The organism is Pseudomonas sp. NPDC089996, assembly GCF_044748405.1.
Taxonomy (GTDB): Bacteria; Pseudomonadota; Gammaproteobacteria; order Pseudomonadales; family Pseudomonadaceae; genus Aquipseudomonas.
On record NZ_JBIVGA010000001.1, the window covers coordinates 558,281 to 577,388 of the forward strand.

Annotated in this window: 15 protein-coding genes; 7 read left to right on the forward strand and 8 right to left on the reverse strand. The window is 63.1% G+C overall.

Annotated features, from left to right (window positions below; genetic code table 11):
• Positions 1 to 115 precede the first annotated feature (115 nt).
• From ACIPW4_RS02605 to ACIPW4_RS02625, 5 genes are all read left to right on the forward strand, one after another.
• Positions 116 to 412, forward strand: coding sequence for a pyrroloquinoline quinone biosynthesis protein PqqE (locus tag ACIPW4_RS02605; RefSeq protein WP_400654493.1), 297 nt, complete (start codon positions 116 to 118; stop codon positions 410 to 412).
• A gap of 297 nt (positions 413 to 709) precedes the next feature.
• On the forward strand, positions 710 to 2,515 hold the full coding sequence (locus tag ACIPW4_RS02610; protein ID WP_400654495.1) for a phenylacyl-CoA dehydrogenase: 1,806 nt from the start codon (positions 710 to 712) through the stop codon (positions 2,513 to 2,515).
• 528 nt (positions 2,516 to 3,043) lie between these two features.
• Entirely contained in the window at positions 3,044 to 5,119 is a 2,076-nt protein-coding gene (locus ACIPW4_RS02615; RefSeq protein WP_400654496.1) for a cytochrome-c peroxidase, read from the forward strand.
• Positions 5,120 to 5,395: 276 nt separating this feature from the next.
• Complete coding sequence (locus tag ACIPW4_RS02620; protein ID WP_400654497.1) at positions 5,396 to 6,679, forward strand: diguanylate cyclase; 1,284 nt, start codon at positions 5,396 to 5,398, stop codon at positions 6,677 to 6,679.
• Positions 6,680 to 6,821: 142 nt separating this feature from the next.
• On the forward strand, positions 6,822 to 8,600 hold the full coding sequence (locus ACIPW4_RS02625; RefSeq protein WP_400654498.1) for an acyl-CoA dehydrogenase C-terminal domain-containing protein: 1,779 nt from the start codon (positions 6,822 to 6,824) through the stop codon (positions 8,598 to 8,600).
• Between the two features lie 238 nt (positions 8,601 to 8,838).
• On the opposite strand, the gene ACIPW4_RS02630 is transcribed toward ACIPW4_RS02625, so the two are convergent.
• Positions 8,839 to 9,762 (reverse strand): LysR family transcriptional regulator, encoded by a 924-nt coding sequence (locus ACIPW4_RS02630; protein ID WP_400654500.1) that lies wholly within the window; start codon positions 9,760 to 9,762, stop codon positions 8,839 to 8,841.
• Between the two features lie 212 nt (positions 9,763 to 9,974).
• Here ACIPW4_RS02630 and ACIPW4_RS02635 point away from each other — a divergent pair, with 212 nt between their 5' ends.
• Both ACIPW4_RS02635 and ACIPW4_RS02640 read left to right on the forward strand, forming a co-directional pair.
• Positions 9,975 to 11,255 (forward strand): aspartate aminotransferase family protein, encoded by a 1,281-nt coding sequence (locus ACIPW4_RS02635; protein ID WP_400654501.1) that lies wholly within the window; start codon positions 9,975 to 9,977, stop codon positions 11,253 to 11,255.
• A gap of 139 nt (positions 11,256 to 11,394) precedes the next feature.
• On the forward strand, positions 11,395 to 11,553 hold the full coding sequence (locus tag ACIPW4_RS02640) for a YqaE/Pmp3 family membrane protein (protein ID WP_009681539.1): 159 nt from the start codon (positions 11,395 to 11,397) through the stop codon (positions 11,551 to 11,553).
• 32 nt (positions 11,554 to 11,585) lie between these two features.
• Here ACIPW4_RS02640 and ACIPW4_RS02645 read toward each other — a convergent pair whose 3' ends face one another.
• From ACIPW4_RS02645 to pqqF, 7 genes are all read right to left on the reverse strand, one after another.
• Entirely contained in the window at positions 11,586 to 13,409 is a 1,824-nt protein-coding gene (locus tag ACIPW4_RS02645) for a S9 family peptidase (protein ID WP_400654503.1), read from the reverse strand.
• Positions 13,375 to 14,523, reverse strand: a complete 1,149-nt coding sequence (gene pqqE / locus ACIPW4_RS02650) for a pyrroloquinoline quinone biosynthesis protein PqqE (RefSeq protein ID WP_400654505.1) — start codon at positions 14,521 to 14,523, stop codon at positions 13,375 to 13,377. Before pqqE ends, ACIPW4_RS02645 begins: the two co-directional genes overlap by 35 nt.
• Complete coding sequence (gene pqqD / locus ACIPW4_RS02655; protein ID WP_400654507.1) at positions 14,495 to 14,770, reverse strand: pyrroloquinoline quinone biosynthesis peptide chaperone PqqD; 276 nt, start codon at positions 14,768 to 14,770, stop codon at positions 14,495 to 14,497. The genes pqqE and pqqD overlap by 29 nt, the downstream gene beginning before the upstream one ends.
• A complete protein-coding gene (gene pqqC / locus ACIPW4_RS02660) occupies positions 14,767 to 15,522 on the reverse strand; it encodes a pyrroloquinoline-quinone synthase PqqC (protein ID WP_176514892.1) in 756 nt (251 codons plus the stop codon). Before pqqC ends, pqqD begins: the two co-directional genes overlap by 4 nt.
• A 9-nt stretch (positions 15,523 to 15,531) precedes the next feature.
• A complete protein-coding gene (pqqB, locus tag ACIPW4_RS02665) occupies positions 15,532 to 16,443 on the reverse strand; it encodes a pyrroloquinoline quinone biosynthesis protein PqqB (RefSeq protein WP_400654508.1) in 912 nt (303 codons plus the stop codon).
• An 80-nt stretch (positions 16,444 to 16,523) separates the two neighbouring features.
• A complete protein-coding gene (pqqA, locus tag ACIPW4_RS02670; protein ID WP_003243383.1) occupies positions 16,524 to 16,595 on the reverse strand; it encodes a pyrroloquinoline quinone precursor peptide PqqA in 72 nt (23 codons plus the stop codon).
• Between the two features lie 167 nt (positions 16,596 to 16,762).
• Positions 16,763 to 19,042 (reverse strand): pyrroloquinoline quinone biosynthesis protein PqqF, encoded by a 2,280-nt coding sequence (pqqF, locus tag ACIPW4_RS02675; protein WP_400654510.1) that lies wholly within the window; start codon positions 19,040 to 19,042, stop codon positions 16,763 to 16,765.
• Positions 19,043 to 19,108 lie beyond the last annotated feature (66 nt).

Sequence of the window (19,108 nt, forward strand, 5' to 3'; positions counted from 1 at the left end):
GATATGCCTTTGAGCTATCAAGTAGCACCGGGCCATTAGCGATTTAAACGGGCCTTTTCGTGCCTGGCCTGCTTTAATTGGCCCTGTTCATATCCAGCGTCATTGGAGTTTTGACATGGAAATCACCGGCAGCACCGCGTACTACGCGGGCCTCAACGCCATCTACAACGGCCAGGACCGTGTCGACCAGGCCGCCGGCCAGATCGCCAACGCCTCGGTCGAGCGCGCCGCCACCAGTCAATCCAGCGACTTCCAGGCCGAGCGCCTGCGCGGGGTCGACCGCAGCCAGCAGATGGACCTGGCAACCAGCACCGTACAACTTGCCGTGGGCAAGACCGAGGTCGAACTCGGTGCAAAGGTGGCCAAGGCTTCCGACGAAATGCTCGGGCGGTTCATCGACACGTACGCCTGAATCCTGCCTCCCCGGCGAACCCTGTGGGAGCGGGTTTACCCGCGAATGCGTTCGCCCAGACATTTGTGTTGTCTGGGCTGGCCCTTTCGCGGGTAAACCCGCTCCCACAGTCGTTTATGCATTCGATTTCATGCAATGGCATAAATGCCATCTTTCGCGGCGTAAATGGCACTATAGTCCCTTCTTGACATCGGGCGGTCCTAAACGTAAGTTTCAAACAACTGTTTGACCGAAAGCCGACAAGAGCTGGTCGGTATCAGCGGTCCCCTACCGAACTCATCACAGAGGTTCATCGCAATGCCTGATTACAAAGCCCCCTTGCGTGATATTCGTTTCGTTCGCGACGAGCTGCTCGGCTACGAGGCGCACTATCAGAGCCTGCCGGGTTGCCAGGACGCCACTCCCGACATGGTCGACGCGATCCTGGAAGAAGGCGCGAAGTTCTGTGAGCAGGTGCTGTCGCCGCTGAACCGTGTCGGTGACCTGGAAGGCTGCACCTGGAGCGAGTCGGGGGTGAAGACTCCGACCGGTTTCAAAGCCGCCTACGAGCAGTTCGTCGAAGGCGGCTGGCCGAGCCTGGCGCATGATGTCGAGCACGGCGGCCAGGGCCTGCCGGAGTCGCTGGGCCTGGCCCTGAGCGAAATGGTCGGTGGTTCGAACTGGTCGTGGGGCATGTACCCGGGTCTGTCCCATGGCGCGATGAACACCATCTCCGCGCACGGTACCGCCGAGCAGCAGCACACTTACCTGACCAAGCTGGTGTCCGGCGAGTGGACCGGCACCATGTGCCTGACCGAGCCTCATTGCGGTACCGACCTGGGCATGCTGCGCACCAAGGCCGAGCCCCAGGCCGACGGCAGCTACAAGGTGTCCGGCACCAAGATCTTCATCTCGGCCGGCGAACACGACATGGCCGACAACATCGTCCACATCGTGCTGGCTCGTCTGCCGGACGCTCCGGCGGGTACCAAAGGCATTTCGCTGTTCATCGTGCCGAAGTTCCTGCCCAACGCCGAAGGCGGTGTGGGTGAGCGCAACGGCGTGAGCTGCGGCTCGCTCGAGCACAAGATGGGCATCCACGGCAACGCCACCTGCGTGATGAACTTCGACGCTGCCACCGGTTACCTGATCGGCCCGGCCAACAAAGGCCTGAACTGCATGTTCACCTTCATGAACACCGCACGCCTGGGCACCGCGTTGCAAGGCCTGGCCCACGCCGAAGTGGCGTTCCAGGGTGGCCTGAAGTACGCCCGTGACCGCCTGCAGATGCGTTCGCTGACCGGCCCGAAGGAACCGGACAAAGCCGCTGACCCGATCATCGTCCACCCGGACGTGCGTCGCATGCTGCTGACCATGAAGGCCTTCGCCGAAGGCAACCGCGCGATGGTGTACTTCACCGCCAAGCAGGTCGACATCGTCAAGTACAGCCAGGACGAGGAAGAGCGCAAGAAAGCCGACGCGCTGCTGGCCTTCCTGACCCCGATCGCCAAGGCCTTCATGACCGAAGTCGGCTTCGAGGCCGCCAACCACGGCGTGCAGATCTACGGCGGTCACGGCTTCATTGCCGAGTGGGGCATGGAGCAGAACGTGCGCGACAGCCGTATCTCCATGCTGTACGAAGGCACCACTGGCATCCAGGCACTCGACCTGCTCGGCCGCAAGGTGCTGATGACCCAAGGCGAAGCGCTCAAGGGCTTCACCAAGATCGTGCACAAGTTCTGCCAGGCGCAAGAAGGCAACGACGCGCTCAAGGAATTCGTCGAACCACTGGGTGCGCTGAACAAGGAGTGGGGCGAGCTGACCATGAAGGTCGGCATGGCCGCGATGAAGGACCGCGAGGAAGTCGGTGCCGCGTCGGTGGATTACCTGATGTATTCCGGTTACGCGTGCCTGGCCTACTTCTGGGCCGACATCGCACGCCTGGCAGCGGAAAAACTGGCTGCCGGCACCAGCGAAGAAGCCTTCTACACCGCCAAGCTGCAGACCGCGCGCTTCTACTTCCAGCGCATCCTGCCACGTACCCGCACGCACGTGGCCACCATGCTCTCGGGTGCCAACAACCTGATGGACATGAAGGAAGAAGACTTCTCGCTGGGCTACTAAGGCCTGCTGAAGTATTCAAAATAAGAGCCGCTCCCAGTGAGCGGCTTTTTTTTGACTTGGATTTCTTATTGCAAACTTTCTTGCTTGGGTTTTTTAATTGCAATAGCTGCCGCTGCGCAACTTTCTGGCGCGTGCCGGTTGAGCGGTTTTTCAAACTTTTTGATTGTTGATTGCTCGTTTATTGTGAGTTAGCAAATACATTGCCATGTCTCGCACGCCAGCAGCTTCGGGGCTTTTCATGGCGCCTGCGTGAACCGATCATGGGGAATGCGACCCACTAGTGGGGGCGAATGGTCACCGAAGTTGAGTCACTTCGTGTTTCAGCATTTATTGATATGGCCGCCTAAGTAAAGCGGTATAAAAAATCATTGAATGCTTCAAGCTGAAATAGTTTGTTACAGCTATGGTGGCATTAAGCGCACTTCGTGGCGTGAACGATCAGCCTGATAAACCTGAGCCGTCGGGATGTGCATCATGGTCGAGTATCCGAGAGTTTTGCGAGTTCCCCGCCTGGCGTGTGCGATAGCGATGTCGCTTGCCGCCACCCTGCCTTTGACGAGCGTACGGGCCGCAGACCCGGCCGAGACAGATCCGCCCGTGCCGGAAGTGGCCAGCCTGCAGCCACTGCGTGGCATGACGCCGCCGGACCCCTCAGGTACCGAGGGGGGGCGCAAAGTCGACCTGATGTCCGATTATGTGATTAATCGCGGGGCTGTGGTGCTGTTGGGCAAGGCCCTGTTTTGGGACATGGCGATCGGCAGTGATGGCGCTACTGCCTGCGCTTCCTGCCACTACCACGCGGGTGTCGACCACCGCATCACCAACCAGATCAACCCCGGCCAGGCCACTACCAATGCCAACGTCGCGTCGATCTTCAACAAACCGTTCACGGCCGCAGACATTCCCGGCGACGTGCCGAGCTACGCGATGCGCTCCGCTGGCAAGGGCGGCCCGAACTACACGTTGAAAAAGGGCGACTTCCCGACCCATGTGCTGGCCAACCCTCTGGACCGCAACTCGGCCATTGTCTATTCGAGTGATGACGTGATCGGCTCGCAAGGCGTGTTCGATGCCAACTTCGTCAAGCCTCGCCAATCGCGCTTCGACAAATGCACCCAGCAACCGGACGGCGTTTTCCAGGTGGGCGGCATCAATGTGCGCCGCAGCACCGGGCGCAATGCGCCGTCGGTGATCAACGCGGCTTTCAACGTACGCAACTTCTGGGATGGGCGGGCCAACAATGTATTCAACGGCTTCTCGCCGTTCGGTAATCGTGACCCTGACGCGGGGATCTTTGTGACCAAGGATGCCAGTGGCGTGGCGGTCAAGGTGCGCCTGGCCCTCAAGGATGCCTCGGCGGCCTCGCAAGCCGTCGGGCCTCCCGGCAGCGCGGTGGAAATGTCCTGCGGTGGGCGTACCTTCGCCGACATCGGCCGGCGCATGCTCGACAGCATGATGCTCAAGGGGCAGAAGATCTCGCCCACCGATTCGGTACTCGGGCCAGTCTCCAGTGCCCGGCGGCCGACCTATCGCGAGCTGATCAGAAACGCCTTCCAGCCACGCCTGTGGAATGCCACACAACAGGTTTCGCTGGGGGGTGAACCCTATTCCCAGATGGAAGCCAACTTCCCGCTGTTCTTCGGGCTGGCGATCCAGATGTACGAAGCCACGCTGATCTCCGACCAGGCACCCCTGGACGCCTATCTGCTGGGCGATCACACCGCCATGAACGCTCAGCAGGTGCAAGGGATGGAGCTGTTTCTGGGCAAGGGCAAGTGTGTCGCCTGTCATGGTGGCGCGGAGTTGACCAACGCCGGCAGCCGGCTGCTGTTCGAGCCGCGTGAGCGCATCGAGCGCATGGTCATGGCCGACGGCCTGACCACGCTCTATGACAACGGTTTCTACAACACCGGTGTGCGCCCGACTTCCGAAGACCTGGCGCTGGGTGGCGCGGACGCCTGGGGCAACCCGCTGTCGTTCACCCGTCAGTACAACACCCAGCTGCAAGGCGGGAATATCCCTGACTCACTGGATGTCGATGTGTGCACCTTCGAGGCACCGCTGAGTGCAGCGGTCCCCTGCGACCCGACACTCAAGCCTGATGTCGGCTTCCGCGATTCGGTCGATGGTGCCTTCAAGACCCCGACCCTGCGCAACATCGCGTTGACCGGGCCGTACTTCCACAACGGCAGCCGGGCAACGCTGCAACAGGTGATGGAGTTCTACAACCGCGGCGGCGACCGGCGGGGTGAAGACGCCAGCAATACCAGTGGCTTCGAACACCCGGCAGTCAACCAGCACAACGGCTCGAACCTTGATCCGGACATGACCGCGCTGAACCTGACCCCGGATGAACTGGATGCACTGGTCAAGTTCATGGAGGTCGGCCTGACCGACCCGCGCGTCGCCTGGGAACGGGCACCGTTCGATCACCCGTCGTTGATACTGCCGCAGGGTGAGAAGGGCGATGAAAACGCGGTGACGCAAAAGCCGGGCAGCACCTCACGACAGGCGCTGGATGCCGAATTCCAGCTCAATGCTGTGGGTGCATCAGGTCGCTCCACCGCGCAGGGGCCGCTGCTGCCATTCAACAACGACCTGTAACGCTATCTCCCTGTAGGAGCGGCCTCGTGTCGCGAAAGGGCCGCAAAGCGGCCCCTCGGTCTCAGCGTCAATGCATGGATCGTTGGGGCCGCTGTGCGGCCCTTTCGCGACACAAGGCCGCTCCTACAGCGATCGCCGTGGCTTGTTGATACAAGAAAAGCTCAAGCCCGCCACCCTCGCTGCCGTTAACCCACCCGTGTCCTCATCTATTCACGTGTGCTGCCGATGAAGTGAAGGCACAATGCTATTATTGATCTGCCGGGTCGGAGATTGCCCTTGTTTCGTCTAAATGCTGTTCGCGCGAGCCATTTCCTGCCTTCGTTGTTTCTGTTGGTGGCTGGGCTCGCGGCGGCTTACGTAAGAGACCTCAGCGTCTTCTTCACGTCACTGTTCAACGTGCTCCCCACCCTGGTGCTGCTGCTGGGCGGCGCCTACTGCGCCGTGTATCGCCGCCAGCGTGAGCTGTTCCTGATGGTCACGGTGTATATCGCCTATTTTCTGCTCGACACACAGACCGACTACTATCGCGACAACGGCCGCGTGCGCGAGGACGCGGCGGTGATCTTCCACCTGGTGTGCCTGTTGCTGCCCGCGTTGTACGGCCTGTTCGGTGCATGGCAGGAACGCACGCACCTGGCACAGGACCTGCTGGCCCGCTTCGCCGTGCTGTTTGCCGTCGGCAGCGTGGCGGTGGCACTGGAACAGAGCTTCCCCGAGGCGCTGCTGGGCTGGCTGGCGGAGATCCGCTGGCCATCGCTGCACGGCCAGTGGATGAGCCTGATCCAGATGGTCTACCCGGTTTTCTTCGTGGTGTTCGCCCTGCTGGTGGTGCAGTACCTGCGCGAACCCCGGCCTTTGCATGCGGCGCAGCTGATCGGCCTGGTGGGCATTTTCTGGATGCTGCCCAAGACGTTCATCCTGCCTTTCACCCTGAACATCATGTGCAGCCAGGTGATGCTGATGATTGCCGCAGCGGTATCGCACGAGGCCTACCAGATGGCCTTCCGTGACGAGCTCACCGGTCTGCCGGGGCGCCGCGCGTTGAACGAGCGCATGCAACGCCTGGGTCGCAACTACGTGATCGCCATGACCGACGTCGACCACTTCAAGAAATTCAACGACACCCACGGCCATGATGTGGGTGACCAGGTGCTGCGCCTGGTCGCCAGCCGGTTGTCCAAGGTCACCGGCGGTGGCCGCGCCTATCGCTACGGTGGTGAGGAGTTTGCCCTGGTGTTTGCGGGCAAGACCGCCGAAGAGTGCGTGCCACACGTCGAAGCGGTGCGCGAGATGATCGCCAACTACACCATGCACCTGCGTGACCAGAACAGCCGCCCGCAGGACGACTCCGCCGGGCGCCAGCGCCGCAGTGGTAACGGCAGCGGTACAGTGTCGGTGACCATCAGCATCGGTGTGGCCGAGCGCCTGGTCGACCATCGCAACCCGGAAGAAGTGCTCAAGTCCGCCGACCAGGCGCTTTACAGCGCCAAGGGTGCCGGGCGTAATTGCGTCATGGTCTATGGGCAACAATCCCAGCGCGGAGCGGTGCGGATGGCGTGACCAGAATAGACTGACTGGTCGCGTGATGACCCTATGTCTCGCAAAAGTTGTTCGGTTACACTGGAATCAACCCCGGGTCCCTTTTTTACGAGCCCCGGCCGCGGCCCGTGTGGCCACCCGACCCGACCAGCGAGAGGTTGTCATGGCTGACTATAAAGCGCCCCTGCGCGACATGCGCTTCGTACTGAATGAAGTCTTCAACGTGGCCGAGCAGTGGGCACAATTGCCCGCGCTGGCCGAGGCAGTCGACGCGGACACCGCCATGGCTGTGCTGGAAGAAGCCGGCAAGGTCACCAGCAAGAGCATCGCCCCGCTCAGCCGCGCCGCCGACGAAGAAGGCTGCCACTGGGACAACGGTGCAGTGCGCACGCCCGCCGGCTTTATCGAGGCCTACAACACCTATGCCGAGGGCGGCTGGGTGGGCGTGGGCGGTGACCCGCAATTCGGTGGCATGGGTATGCCCAAGGCGGTTTCGGCCCAGGTCGAGGAAATGGTCAACGCCTCGAGCCTGGCCTTCGGCCTGTATCCGATGCTGACCGCCGGTGCCTGCCTGTCGATCAACGCCCATGCCAGCGAGGCTCTGAAGGAACAGTATCTGCCGAACATGTACGCAGGTGTCTGGGCGGGTTCCATGTGCCTGACCGAACCCCATGCCGGTACCGATCTGGGCATCATTCGCACCAAGGCCGAACCCCAGGCCGACGGCAGCTACAAGGTCAGCGGCACCAAGATCTTCATTACCGGCGGCGAGCATGACCTGACCGAGAACATCATCCACCTGGTACTGGCCAAGCTGCCGGACGCGCCGGCGGGGCCCAAAGGCATCTCGCTGTTCCTGGTGCCGAAGTTCCTGGTCAATGCAGACGGCAGCCTTGGCGCACGAAACCCGGCGACCTGTGGCTCGATCGAACACAAGATGGGTATCCAGGCGTCGGCCACCTGCGTGATGAACTTCGACGAGGCTGTCGGCTACATCGTCGACGAGCCGAACAAAGGCTTGGCGGCCATGTTCACCATGATGAACTACGAACGCCTGGGCGTGGGTATCCAGGGCCTGGCATCGGCCGAGCGCTCCTACCAGAACGCCGTGGAGTACGCCCGTGACCGCCTGCAAAGCCGCGCCCCTACAGGCCCGCAGGCCAAGGACAAGGCGGCTGATCCGATCATCGTCCACCCTGATGTACGGCGCATGCTGCTGACCATGAAGGGGCTGATCGAGGGCGGTCGTGCCTTCTCCACCTATGTGGCAATGCAACTCGACAGCGCCAAGTACAGCGAAGACCCGGCTACCCGCAAACGCAGCGAAGAGTTGGTGGCGCTGCTGACCCCGGTGGCCAAGGCGTTCCTCACCGACCTTGGTCTGGAGTGCACGGTACACGGCCAGCAGGTATTTGGCGGCCATGGCTACATTCGCGAGTGGGGCCAGGAGCAGCTGGTGCGCGATGTGCGCATCACCCAGATCTACGAAGGCACCAACGGTATCCAGGCGCTGGACCTCATGGGCCGCAAGGTGGTGGCCAGCGGTGGTGCGTACTACAAGCTGTTCTCTGACGAGGTTCGCCAGTTCATTGCCAGCACCGGCGGCGAGCTGGACGAGTTTGCCAAACCGCTGGGCGCCTACCTGGATCAGCTCGACGGGCTCACCGAGTGGGTGCTGGAGCAGGCAAGGAGCAACCCGAATGAAATCGGCGCTGCGTCGGTCGAGTACCTTCATGCCTTTGGCTACGTAGCCTATGGCTACATGTGGGCACTGATGGCACGTGCCGCCAAGGCGGGTGAGGGCGACGAGGCGTTCTACTCGGCCAAGCTGGGCACGGCACGCTTCTACTTTGCACGCTTGCTGCCGCGGGTGAATTCGCTGGTGGCTTCGGTGAAGGCGGGCAGCGAGTCGCTGTACCTGCTGGATGCCGACCAGTTTTGAAGTGTTGCGAATGATTACTGCTTGTAAGCCTTTTCCTACATGACGTGGTGACTTTTCGCCACTGGTGTCAGATTGGATCCACGGTTAATCTTTCTACATGGACGTTGCGCAGGAAGCGCAAAGGACAGAACAGGGACAACGAAGGATTTCCTGCCAGGACGGTGGGGCGATAGGGATGTCACAGGGAAACAGTCTAGAGAACCCCGCTTCGGCGGGGTTTTCTTTGTGTGCGTATTTTTCAGCCAAGCACATCCAGCGGCGTGGCGCCCAGTTGCCGGGTGTCGGTCTCTTCCTCCAGCAACGTGCGCAACAGCTCTACCGACGCCTGCTGGCGCTGGGCATCACGGAACACCAGGCCAACCTTGAGCGGCACACGCGGCTCACTCAGCGGTTTCCACAGTAACCCTTGGTCATCCTCGGCAGCCTCCTTGGCCCGCCCCGGCAGAATGGTCGCCAGTGCAGTGTGTGCCAAGCTGTCGAGAATCCCCGCCATGTTGTTCATCTCGGCCTGCACATGCGGCCTGCGGCCCTGGGCAGCCAGTTGTTCTTTCCAGATCTGGCGAATCTGGAATTCCTCACCGAGCATCAGCATGGGCAATTCGGCGGCCTGCTTGATGGAGACTTTTTTGAAGTCCTTCAGAGCGTGGGTATCCGGGATGACAACCTGCAACTCATCTTCGTACAGCAGCGAGCCATGCAGCCCGGGCTGGCGCGGCGGCAGGTAACTGATACCGATGTCGAGGTTGCCATTGAGCAGCCGCCGTTCGATCTCCAGCCCCGACAGTTCGTAGATCTGCACCACGAGGTGCGGCTGGGCCTTGCGCACGCGCTCCAGCAACTGTGGCACCAGGCTTGGCCGCACGGTCTGCAGCACGCCGATGGCCAGGGTGCGCAGGGACTGGCCCTTGAAGTTGCGCATGGCCTCATGGGCACGTTGCAGGCCATCGAGCAGTGGCAGTGCATGGTTGTACAAGGTGTGCGCAGCCAGGGTGGGTAGCAGGCGCTTGTTGCTGCGCTCGAACAGGCTGAGGTCGAGGCTGTGTTCAAGCTGACGAATCTGCTGCGACAACGCTGGTTGCGACAGAGACAGGCGCTCGGCGGCGCGGCCGACATGGCCCTCTTCATACACCGCGACGAAATAACGCAGTTGGCGAAAATCCATAAGTAGCACTTATCGAAAAAGCTGAGAAAACGAAATGGCCGCCAAAGCTGCCGGCGCCTAGTCTATCGCCGTATTCCAACGGGTTACAGCGATCGATCAGCTGATTGTTACCGCGTTTGAAAAACACTTTTGATAGGCAAGACAAAATTATCCAGCGCCGGCGACAAGACCGGACACCTGGCGACCCTTTACCGTGATTGGTTGGAGCCCCGATGAACCTGTTCAACCTGCGCCGTTCTGCCCCTGCCGCGATTGCCGAGCCCAAGCGTGCTTCGCTGATCGTGGCGGATGAGCCGCAGTTGTCTCGCGAGCGCCTGATGCCAGGCACCGAACGTGCGGCGCAAGTGTTCGTGCGTGGCCAGGGCTCATGGTTGTGGGACAACGAAGGGCATGCGTATCTGGACTTCACCCAGGGCGGCGCGGTCAACAGCCTCGGGCACAGCCCGACCGCCCTGGTCAAGGCGCTGGGCAACCAGGCCCAGGCGCTGATCAACCCGGGGGCGGGCTATCACAGCCGTGGCTTGCTGGCGCTGGTCAACCGCCTGTGTCAGAGCACCGGAAGCGACCAGGCCTACCTGCTCAACAGCGGTGCCGAGGCCTGTGAAGGGGCGATCAAGCTGGCGCGCAAGTGGGGCCAGCTGCACCGCAACGGCGCCTACCACATCATCACCGCCAGCCAGGCCTGCCATGGCCGCAGCCTGGGTGCACTGTCGGCTTCCGACCCGTTGGCGTGCAACCGTTGCGAGCCGGGCCTGCCGGGGTTCAGCAAGGTGCCATTCAACGACCTCGCGGCGCTGCATGCCGAGGTCGATTCGCGCACCGTGGCGATCATGCTCGAACCGATCCAGGGCGAGGCAGGGGTGATACCGGCGACGCGCGAGTACCTGCAAGGTGTGGAAAAGCTCTGCCGGGAACTGGGCATCCTGCTGATTCTCGATGAGGTGCAGACGGGCATCGGCCGGTGCGGGGCATTGCTGGCAGAGCAAACCTACGGCGTGCGCGCCGACATCATCCCCCTTGGCAAGGGCCTGGGGAGTGGCGTGCCACTGGCCGCCTTGCTGGCTCGCGGGACGGCCTGCTGCGCCGAACCGGGCGAACTGGAAGGCAGCCATCACGGCAATGCGCTGATGAGCGCCGCCGGCCTGGCCGTGCTGGAGACCGTGCTGGAGCCGGGCTTCTTCGAGCAGGTGCAGGAGAGTGGTCGTCACCTGCGTGATGGCCTCAGCCGTCTGGCTGGCCGCTACGGCCAGGGCGAAGTGCGTGGCCAAGGCCTGTTGTGGGCCTTGCAGTTGCAGGAAAACCTGGCAAAAGGGCTGGTTGAGGCCGCCCTGCATGAGGGCCTGTTGCTGAGTGCCCCGCAGCCCGATGTGGTGCGCTTCTCACCGGCGTTGACCGTGAGCAGGGGCAACATCGATGAAATGCTCCTGCGCCTTGCCCGGGCCTTCTCCCGCCTGCACGCGCAACAACAGGCCCGCCGCGAGATGCCGGCCTGATCAGGAAATTCAACGAACCGTCTGGCGTTTCTGCGCATCGCCCCGTGCCTGTTTCATTTGGCCCGGGGCGTTTTTTTGCCTGCGGAACCTCTGCGATGCGTGGCGAGTCTTTGAAGTAACCCTTACAGGAGAGACCCGCATGGACTTCATTCGCATCATCATCGCCATCATCCTGCCGCCGCTGGGCGTATTTCTGCAGGTGGGGTTTGGCGGGGCATTCTGGCTGAACATTCTGCTGACACTGCTGGGCTACATCCCAGGGATCGTGCATGCGGTCTACATCATCGCCAAGCGCTGAGGATGCTGGGGCCGCAAAGCGGCCCCAGGGTGTCACTCCTGCAATACCCGGCAATAGAATTTCCACTCTTCCTCCAGCGCATGCGCCAGGTTCTCGGCCTTGCGGAACCCGTGGCGTTCCCCCGCATAGAAGTGCCCCTCGGCGTCGACGCCATTGGCCTGCAACGCCTCAAGCATCGAGCGCGTCTGCTCCGGCACCACCACGGCATCCAGTTCGCCCTGGAAGAAGATCACCGGCACCTTGATCCGTGAGGCGTGCAGCAGCGGCGTGCGCTGGCGGTAGCGTTCGGCATCGTGTTGCGGGTCGCCGATCAGCCAGTCCAGGTAGTCGCCTTCGAACTTGTGTGTGGCCCGCCCCAGGGCCAGCGGGTCGCTGACCCCATAAAGACTCGCGCCAGCACGGAATACGTTATGGAAAGCCAGGGCGCACAGCGTGGTGTAGCCACCGGCGCTACCACCGCGGATGAATGCCTTGTCGGGGTCGATCAACCCTTGGCCGGCCAAGTGCTCGACGGCGGCGCAGGCATCCTGCACATCGCTTTCGCCCCAGCGCAAGTGCAAGGCCTGGCGGTAGGCCCGGCCATAGCCGGTGCTGCCCCGGTAGTTCAGATCGGCCACGGCGAAGCCACGTTGCGTCCAATACTGGATGCGTGGGTCGAGCACCGGGTAGCAGGCCGAGGTCGGGCCACCGTGGATGAATACCACTAAAGGCGCAGGGCCCTTGATGCGGGTTGCCGGATAGAAAAAGCCATGGGCGAACGCGTCGCCGCTGGCGTACTGGATCGATTGCGGCAAGCTGATCTGCGCTGCAGGCAGCACTTCAGCGCCACCGGCCAGCACGCAAACCTGATGGTTGCTGCGGGAGATGGCGATCACCGCTGGCGGGCTGATCGGCGAGGCTGCGACGGCATAGAGGTGTTCGGCGTCCATGGCCAGATTACGGAAGCGGGTGTAGGCACTGGCAAAGCGTTCCATGCGGCCATCTTCACCGTGCAGGCCCAGTTGACCGATACCGCCTTCGAACCAGGTGGCCAGATAGCGTTGCGGGCTTGCCGGCAGCCAGGTGCAGGCGCCCAGTTGCCAAGGGGCGGCGGCATGGTCGGCCAGCTCGGCGGGCAGCGCTTGCCAGTGGCCATCGACCTCGCCCCACGGCTGCCAGAAGCCATTACGGTCTGACAGGCAGTACAAGCGGCCTTTGTCGTCGAACCGCGGCTGTTGCAGTGATTCGTCCTCGGCGGCGATGCAGTGCGCGGGGCCCCATTCGCCGTTGGCGCCGCGCTCGCGGCACATCAGCCGGGTGAGGGTCCAGGGTTGTGCAGGGCGGTCCCATTCGACCCAGGCCAGGCGTTGGCCATCAGCGCTGACCGTTGGCGAGGCATAGAAGTCGGCACCCTCGGCAAATACCTCGCGGGTGGTTTCGTCCAGTGCCACCAGGCGATGCTCTACGCCCTCGGCATGGCGCTCTTCGACGGCCAGGACCTTGCCGTCATGCCACTGCACATCGCCGTAGCGGCAGTCGGCTGCGGCAGTCAGGGCCCGCGGTGCTGTGCCGGCGAGGCGCTGGGTATAGACCTGCTGATCCTTTTCGTTGACGAACAGCAGCCCGTCGCCGCCGAGGCAGAAGCTGCCGCCGCCGTATTCGTAGACCCGGCTGCGCACGCTGAAACCATCGGGGGTCAGGCAGCGCGCCTGATGGTCCCGCCAATGCCAGATGCGGCAAACGCCGTCGGCCGGGCGAAACTCGATCCAGAACAGCCCCTGGGCGCCGACCTTGAGTTCGGCGAAGTCGGTGCCGGCGGCGACGGCCTGGGCGGCGCTGAAGTCAGCCGCGGACGATGACACGGGAGTTGCGCTCATTTCGGAAAGTCATCTCGTCGATGGCGAGTTGGGCGGTTTCCGCCTCCTCGCGGGCCTTGAGGATGATGCCGTGGTCGGCCGACTTGGCGCACACCGGGTCGGCATTGCTGGCATCGCCGGTCAGCATGAAGGCCTGGCAACGGCAGCCGCCGAAGTCCTTCTCCTTTTCGTCGCACGAGCGGCACGGTTCGGGCATCCAGTCATAACCGCGAAAGCGGTTGAAGCCGAACGAGTCGTACCAGATGTGGTGCAGGTCATGGTCGCGCACGTTGGGGAACTGCACCGGCAATTGCCGGGCGCCATGGCAGGGCAGGGCAGTGCCGTCCGGGGTGATGGTCAGGAACAGGCTGCCCCAGCCGTTCATGCAGGCCTTGGGGCGTTCCTCGTAGTAGTCCGGGGTGACGAAGATCAGCTTGCACGCGCGACCTTCGCTCTTGAGTTTTTCCCGGTACTCGTTGGTGATGCGCTCGGCACGTTCAAGCTGCGCGCGAGTCGGCAGCAGGCCCAGGCGGTTGAGGTGCGCCCAGCCGTAGAACTGGCAGGTGGCAAGCTCGACGAAGTCCGCCTCGAGTGCGATACACAGCTCGATGATACGGTCGATCTTGTCGATGTTGTGCCGATGGGTGACGAAGTTGAGCACCATCGGGTAGCCGTGGGCCTTGACCGCGCGGGCCATTGCCAGCTTCTGCGCGAAGGCCTTCTTCGAGCCGGCCAGCAGGTTGTTGACCTGCTCGTCACTGGCCTGGAAGCTGATCTGGATATGGTCCAGCCCGGCCTCCTTGAAGGCGGCGATGCGCGCTTCGGTCAGGCCGATGCCGGAGGTGATCAGGTTGGTGTAGTAGCCCAGCCGGCGGGCTTCGCCGATCAGCTCGGCGAGGTCCTGGCGCACCAGCGGTTCACCACCGGAGAAGCCGATTTGCGCAGCGCCCATCTCCCGGGCTTCGGCCATTACCTTGAACCACTGCTCGGTACTCAGCTCCTGGCCCTGGGCGGCGAAGTCCAGCGGGTTGGAGCAGTACGGGCACTGCAGCGGGCAGCGGTAGGTCAGCTCGGCCAGCAGCCACAGCGGCAGGCCGACCGGCACCTCAGGCGAGGACGATCCAGTGTTCGGCACGGGCCACCTCCATGAATTGCTCGATGTCGTCGGCGACTTCGGGCACGCCAGGGAATTGTGCTTCCAGCGCGGTAATGATCGCCGCCACATCGCGCTTGCCGTCGATCAGCCCGCCGATCAGGCCGGCGCTGTCGTTGAGCTTGATCATGCCCTCGGGGTACAGCAACACATGCCCCTTTTGCGCCGGCTCGTACTGGAAGCGGTAGCCGGGGCGCCAGTTCGGCGTTTGCGTGCGGTCGAAACTCATAGGGCGATCCCCTTGTGCCATACCCGTTGCTGGGTAACGGAGTGATAAGGCGGGCGGTTCAGCTCGTAGGCCATGCTCATGGCGTCGAGCATGCTCCAGAGGATATCCAGCTTGAACTGCAGGATTTCCAGCATACGCTCCTGGCCCGCGCGGGTGGTGTAGTGCTGCAGGGTGATCGCCAGGCCGTGTTCCACGTCACGCCGGGCCTGGCCCAGGCGGGTGCGGAAATATTCGTAGCCAGCGGGGTCGATCCAGGGGTAGTGCTGCGGCCAGCTGTCCAGGCGCGACTGGTGGATCTGCGGGGCGAACAGCTCGGTCAGCGAGCTGCTGGCCGCTTCCTGCCAGCTGGCGCGGCGGGCGAAGTTGACGTAGGCATCGACGGCGAAGCGTACGCCGGGCAGTACCAGCTCCTGGGAACGCAACTGGTCGGGGTCGAGGCCGACCGCCTGGCCCAGGCGCAGCCAGGCTTCGATACCGCCGTCTTCGCCGGGCGCGCCATCGTGGTCGAGCAGGCGCTGGATCCACTCGCGGCGCACCTCGCGGTCGGGGCAGTTGGCCAGGATCGCGGCATCCTTCATCGGGATGTTGACCTGGTAGTAGAAGCGGTTGGCCACCCAGCCCTGGATCTGCTCGCGGCTGGCGCGGCCCTGGTACATCGCCACGTGGTAGGGGTGGTGAATGTGGTAGTAGGCGCCCTTGGCGCGCAGGGCCTGCTCGAACTCGGCAGGCGACATTGGCAGTGCGTCGCTCATGGGGCCTCCTTACAACTCGATGCTCATGCCGTCGAAGGCCACTTCGACGCCGCGGCGCTGGACTTCGGCGCGCTCAGGGGAGTCTTCGTCGAGGATCGGGTTGGTGTTGTTGATGTGAACAAGCACCTTGCGCTGGCGCGGGAAGCCGTCGAGCACTTCGAGCATGCCGCCCGGGCCGTTCTGCGCCAGGTGGCCCATCTCGCGGCCGGTGCGGGTGCCGACACCGCGGCGCTGCATTTCATCATCCTCCCACAGCGTGCCGTCGACCAGCAGGCAGTCGGCGTCGTGCATCATCTGCAGCAGCTTGGCATCGACCTGTCCGAGGCCGGGGGCGTAGAACAGCTTGCCACCGGTGCGGGTGTCCTCGACCAGCAGGCCGAGGTTGTCGCCCGGATGCGGGTCGAATCGGTGTGGCGAGTAGGGCGGCGCGGCGCTGCGCAGGGGGAAAGGGCTGAACTTGAGGTTGGGGCAGGCCGGGATGACGAAGCTGCCTTCGAGCTCGATGCGGTTCCACTGCAGGCCACCGTTCCAGTGACTGAGCATGTTGAACAGCGGGAAGCCGGTGGTCAGGTCCTGGTGGACCATGTCGGTGCACCAGACCTGGTGCGGGCAGCCTTCGCGCAGGCTGAGCAGGCCGGTGGTGTGGTCGATCTGGCTGTCGAGCAGGACGATGGCGTTGATCCCGGTGTCGCGCAGGGCACGCGCCGGCTGCATCGGCGCGAATGCCTGGAGCTGGGCGCGGATGTCGGGCGAGGCATTGCACAGGACCCAGTGCTCACCGTCGTCGGACAGGGCGATGGACGACTGGGTGCGTGCCGTGGCGCGCAGGCTGCCGTCGCGAAAGCCCTTGCAGTTGACGCAGTTGCAGTTCCACTGCGGGAAACCACCGCCGGCGGCGGAACCGAGAATCTGAATGTGCATGGCCACTCCTTCTGCGAAAAGCCGTATGCGAAAAACGACGACGCCCCGGCGGACCGAGGCGTCATGCCGCAAAGCAGGGCTTAGCGGTTGGCGAAGTACATGGTTACTTCGAAGCCGATACGCAGGTCAGTGTATGCAGGTTTGGTCCACATGGGCGTTCTCCTTCCGGATGGGTTGGTGGCTTCAGCTATTGATTGGGTTCCGCCTGAAGCAGGAGGTTCCCTTGACTGAGATAGCGTTATCTTACAAGAAATTTTTGTACTGAAAGGTTAATTCTTTGATAAGCGCCATTGCATCAAATGTAACAATCCACTCGAAGTCACCGCCAGGAGGCAGCTGGCGCTGCGCTATTGGCCAGGCATAGCCAAGCGTAATCGGTGCTTAGCAGGTCGCGCAGCAGGCGGTCCAGATCCGCTTGTTGCGTCATCAGAATAGACCGCTTAAGCGCCAGCAGCCCGTCGGGTTGAGCGGCCAGGTGCGTCTGCCAAGCCCATTCGGCGACGTCGGCATTTGCCATGGCAGGCTCGTCGAATTGCTCGGACAAGGCCTGGCGGGCATTGGTGTCGAGTGTGGCGCCCCGGCCCAGAAGCTCGCGCAGGTGGTCGAGGATTTGCGCCTGAGTGGCATGCGGCGACTGCACGCCGAACAGCAGGCCACCGATGCCTTCCACCTGACGGAAGGTACTAAAAACGGCGTAGCCGAGTTGCAGTTCGACCCGCAGGCGTTGATACACCGGGCCTTGCAGCAGTTGCGCAAGCAGGCGACCGCAGGCTTGCTGCCCGGCCGCCACTGGACAGAACAGCAGCAGGGCATTTTCGCTGCCCGGCACCTTGGCATGCCGCCAGCGATGGCCTGTCCATAGGGCGGCAGGCGTGGGCATCGCGCCTTGCCCAGGGCAGCCCTGCAACACTGTGTTCAGCGCCTGCGCGGCACTGGCATCGAAGCCCACCGCCAGGCCGTGCCAGTGGCAATGTTGCCAGGCGCTGTCGAGCAGCGCCTGGTCAGGGGTGCCAGAAGGTATTGCTGCGGAGGCATTGCCGAGTACGGCGTCAGGCAGTTGGTTGATCAGCGCCCTGATCGGTATCTGGGCAAGCGCATCGGTTGGCGACGGCTGCCAGTTGTCGGGCGCCTGCATCAGCGCCAGGGCATGGCTTACGGTGCGCACCACGGCTGCCGGATGGCCCGCGCAGCGTAGCTGCCAATATTCGCCTGAAGCAGTGAACTGCAGTTGCACGCAGGCCTGCTCGCAACGCAATTGCATGGTTTGCAAGGCGCGTTCAAGTACGCCATGCAGACGCTGGCGCAATGCACATGGCACGTGCCAGCGCAGATACAGCGCGGCGAATTGCCTGGCTGGAGGAAGCAGGTCGCTGATGCTTAGCGCGGGTGGCCGCTCTGTCGCTTGAGCCGTGGGCAGTTGGTCGAGGAGCAAAGGGTCGGCGGCAGGTATTTGCCATTGCCCATAGGCGCGCTGCGGCAGTTGTTCAAGCAGTGCTTCGAGGGCGTGTTGCGTTTGGCTATCCAGCGCTGCATAGGGATGACCGGCGCTGTCACTGCGGGCCAGTTCCAGTGCGCTGGCGCTGCGTTCGCGACGTTGTTGCAGCAGGCCGAATGCCTCGTTGAGCACGGTGGGAGCTGCCTGGCGGATGAAATCGAACCAGCCGTGCAGCAGCTTCAGCGCTTCATCGCTGTCGGCATCTGGAGCAAGCTTGAGGTCGATGTGCCAGAGCAGTTGCCCGGCGAAGGCGTAGAGCTTCTCGACCTTGAACCCTTTGAGCCAGCCTCGTTGCTGCAACGCATCCAGCCAACTGCCGGGGCGGTTGTCGCCGAGGTTGGCGATCAGCAGCTCCAGCGCCGGTTCTGCACCTGCGGGCAGGCCCTCTTGGGCGAACAGTAACGGCTTGTCGGTGGCCAGGGCAGGTGGCGAGGCTTGTGGCACCCGGGCGCCCGTTGCGAAGTTGCCGGCGTATTGCCCGCCGAGTCGTTCCAGCTCATCCAGTGGCTGCGGGCCGCAGAGGCTCAGGGTGATCTGGCCGCCCTGGTAGAAGCATTGGTGGAAGCCCGCCAGTGCTTGCTGGAAGGCAGCATTGCCTAACACGAGGGAATGACGGTTGCCCGCATGAAAGCCCTTCACAGGATGATTCCCAGCCACCGATTGCAGTAGGGCGAACTGCTGCTGCGCCTGGGCGTTACGCGACCAGGCGATGAATTCGGCGTGGATGACTTCCCGCTCGCGGCGTTGGCGTTCGATGCCCAGGTCGGGTTCGGCAAGCATCTGGCACAAGCGCTGCAGACCACCGGCCAGTGCGGCGGGCGGCACTTCGAAGAAGAAGTCGGTGGTGCGTTCGCGGGTACTGGCATTGACCTGGCCGCCCAAGGCCTGGACGTAGCGCATCAGGCCGTCTTCCAAAGGGAAGCGTACAGTGCCGAGGAAGAACAAGTGTTCGAGGAAGTGGGCCAGCCCCGGCCATGCGCTCGGGGCGTCATGGCTTCCCGCGTGTACCCTCAAGGCGGCTGCAGAACGCTTCAGGCGAGGTGCGTGGCGCAGGCTCAGCTGCAGGCCGTTGGCGAGGGTGAGATGACGAGTGCTGTCAGGCATGGGAACTCCGGGGCAGGTGTTCATGCTAACCCATTTGCAGGTCCGGCCTCTTCGCGGGCACGCCCG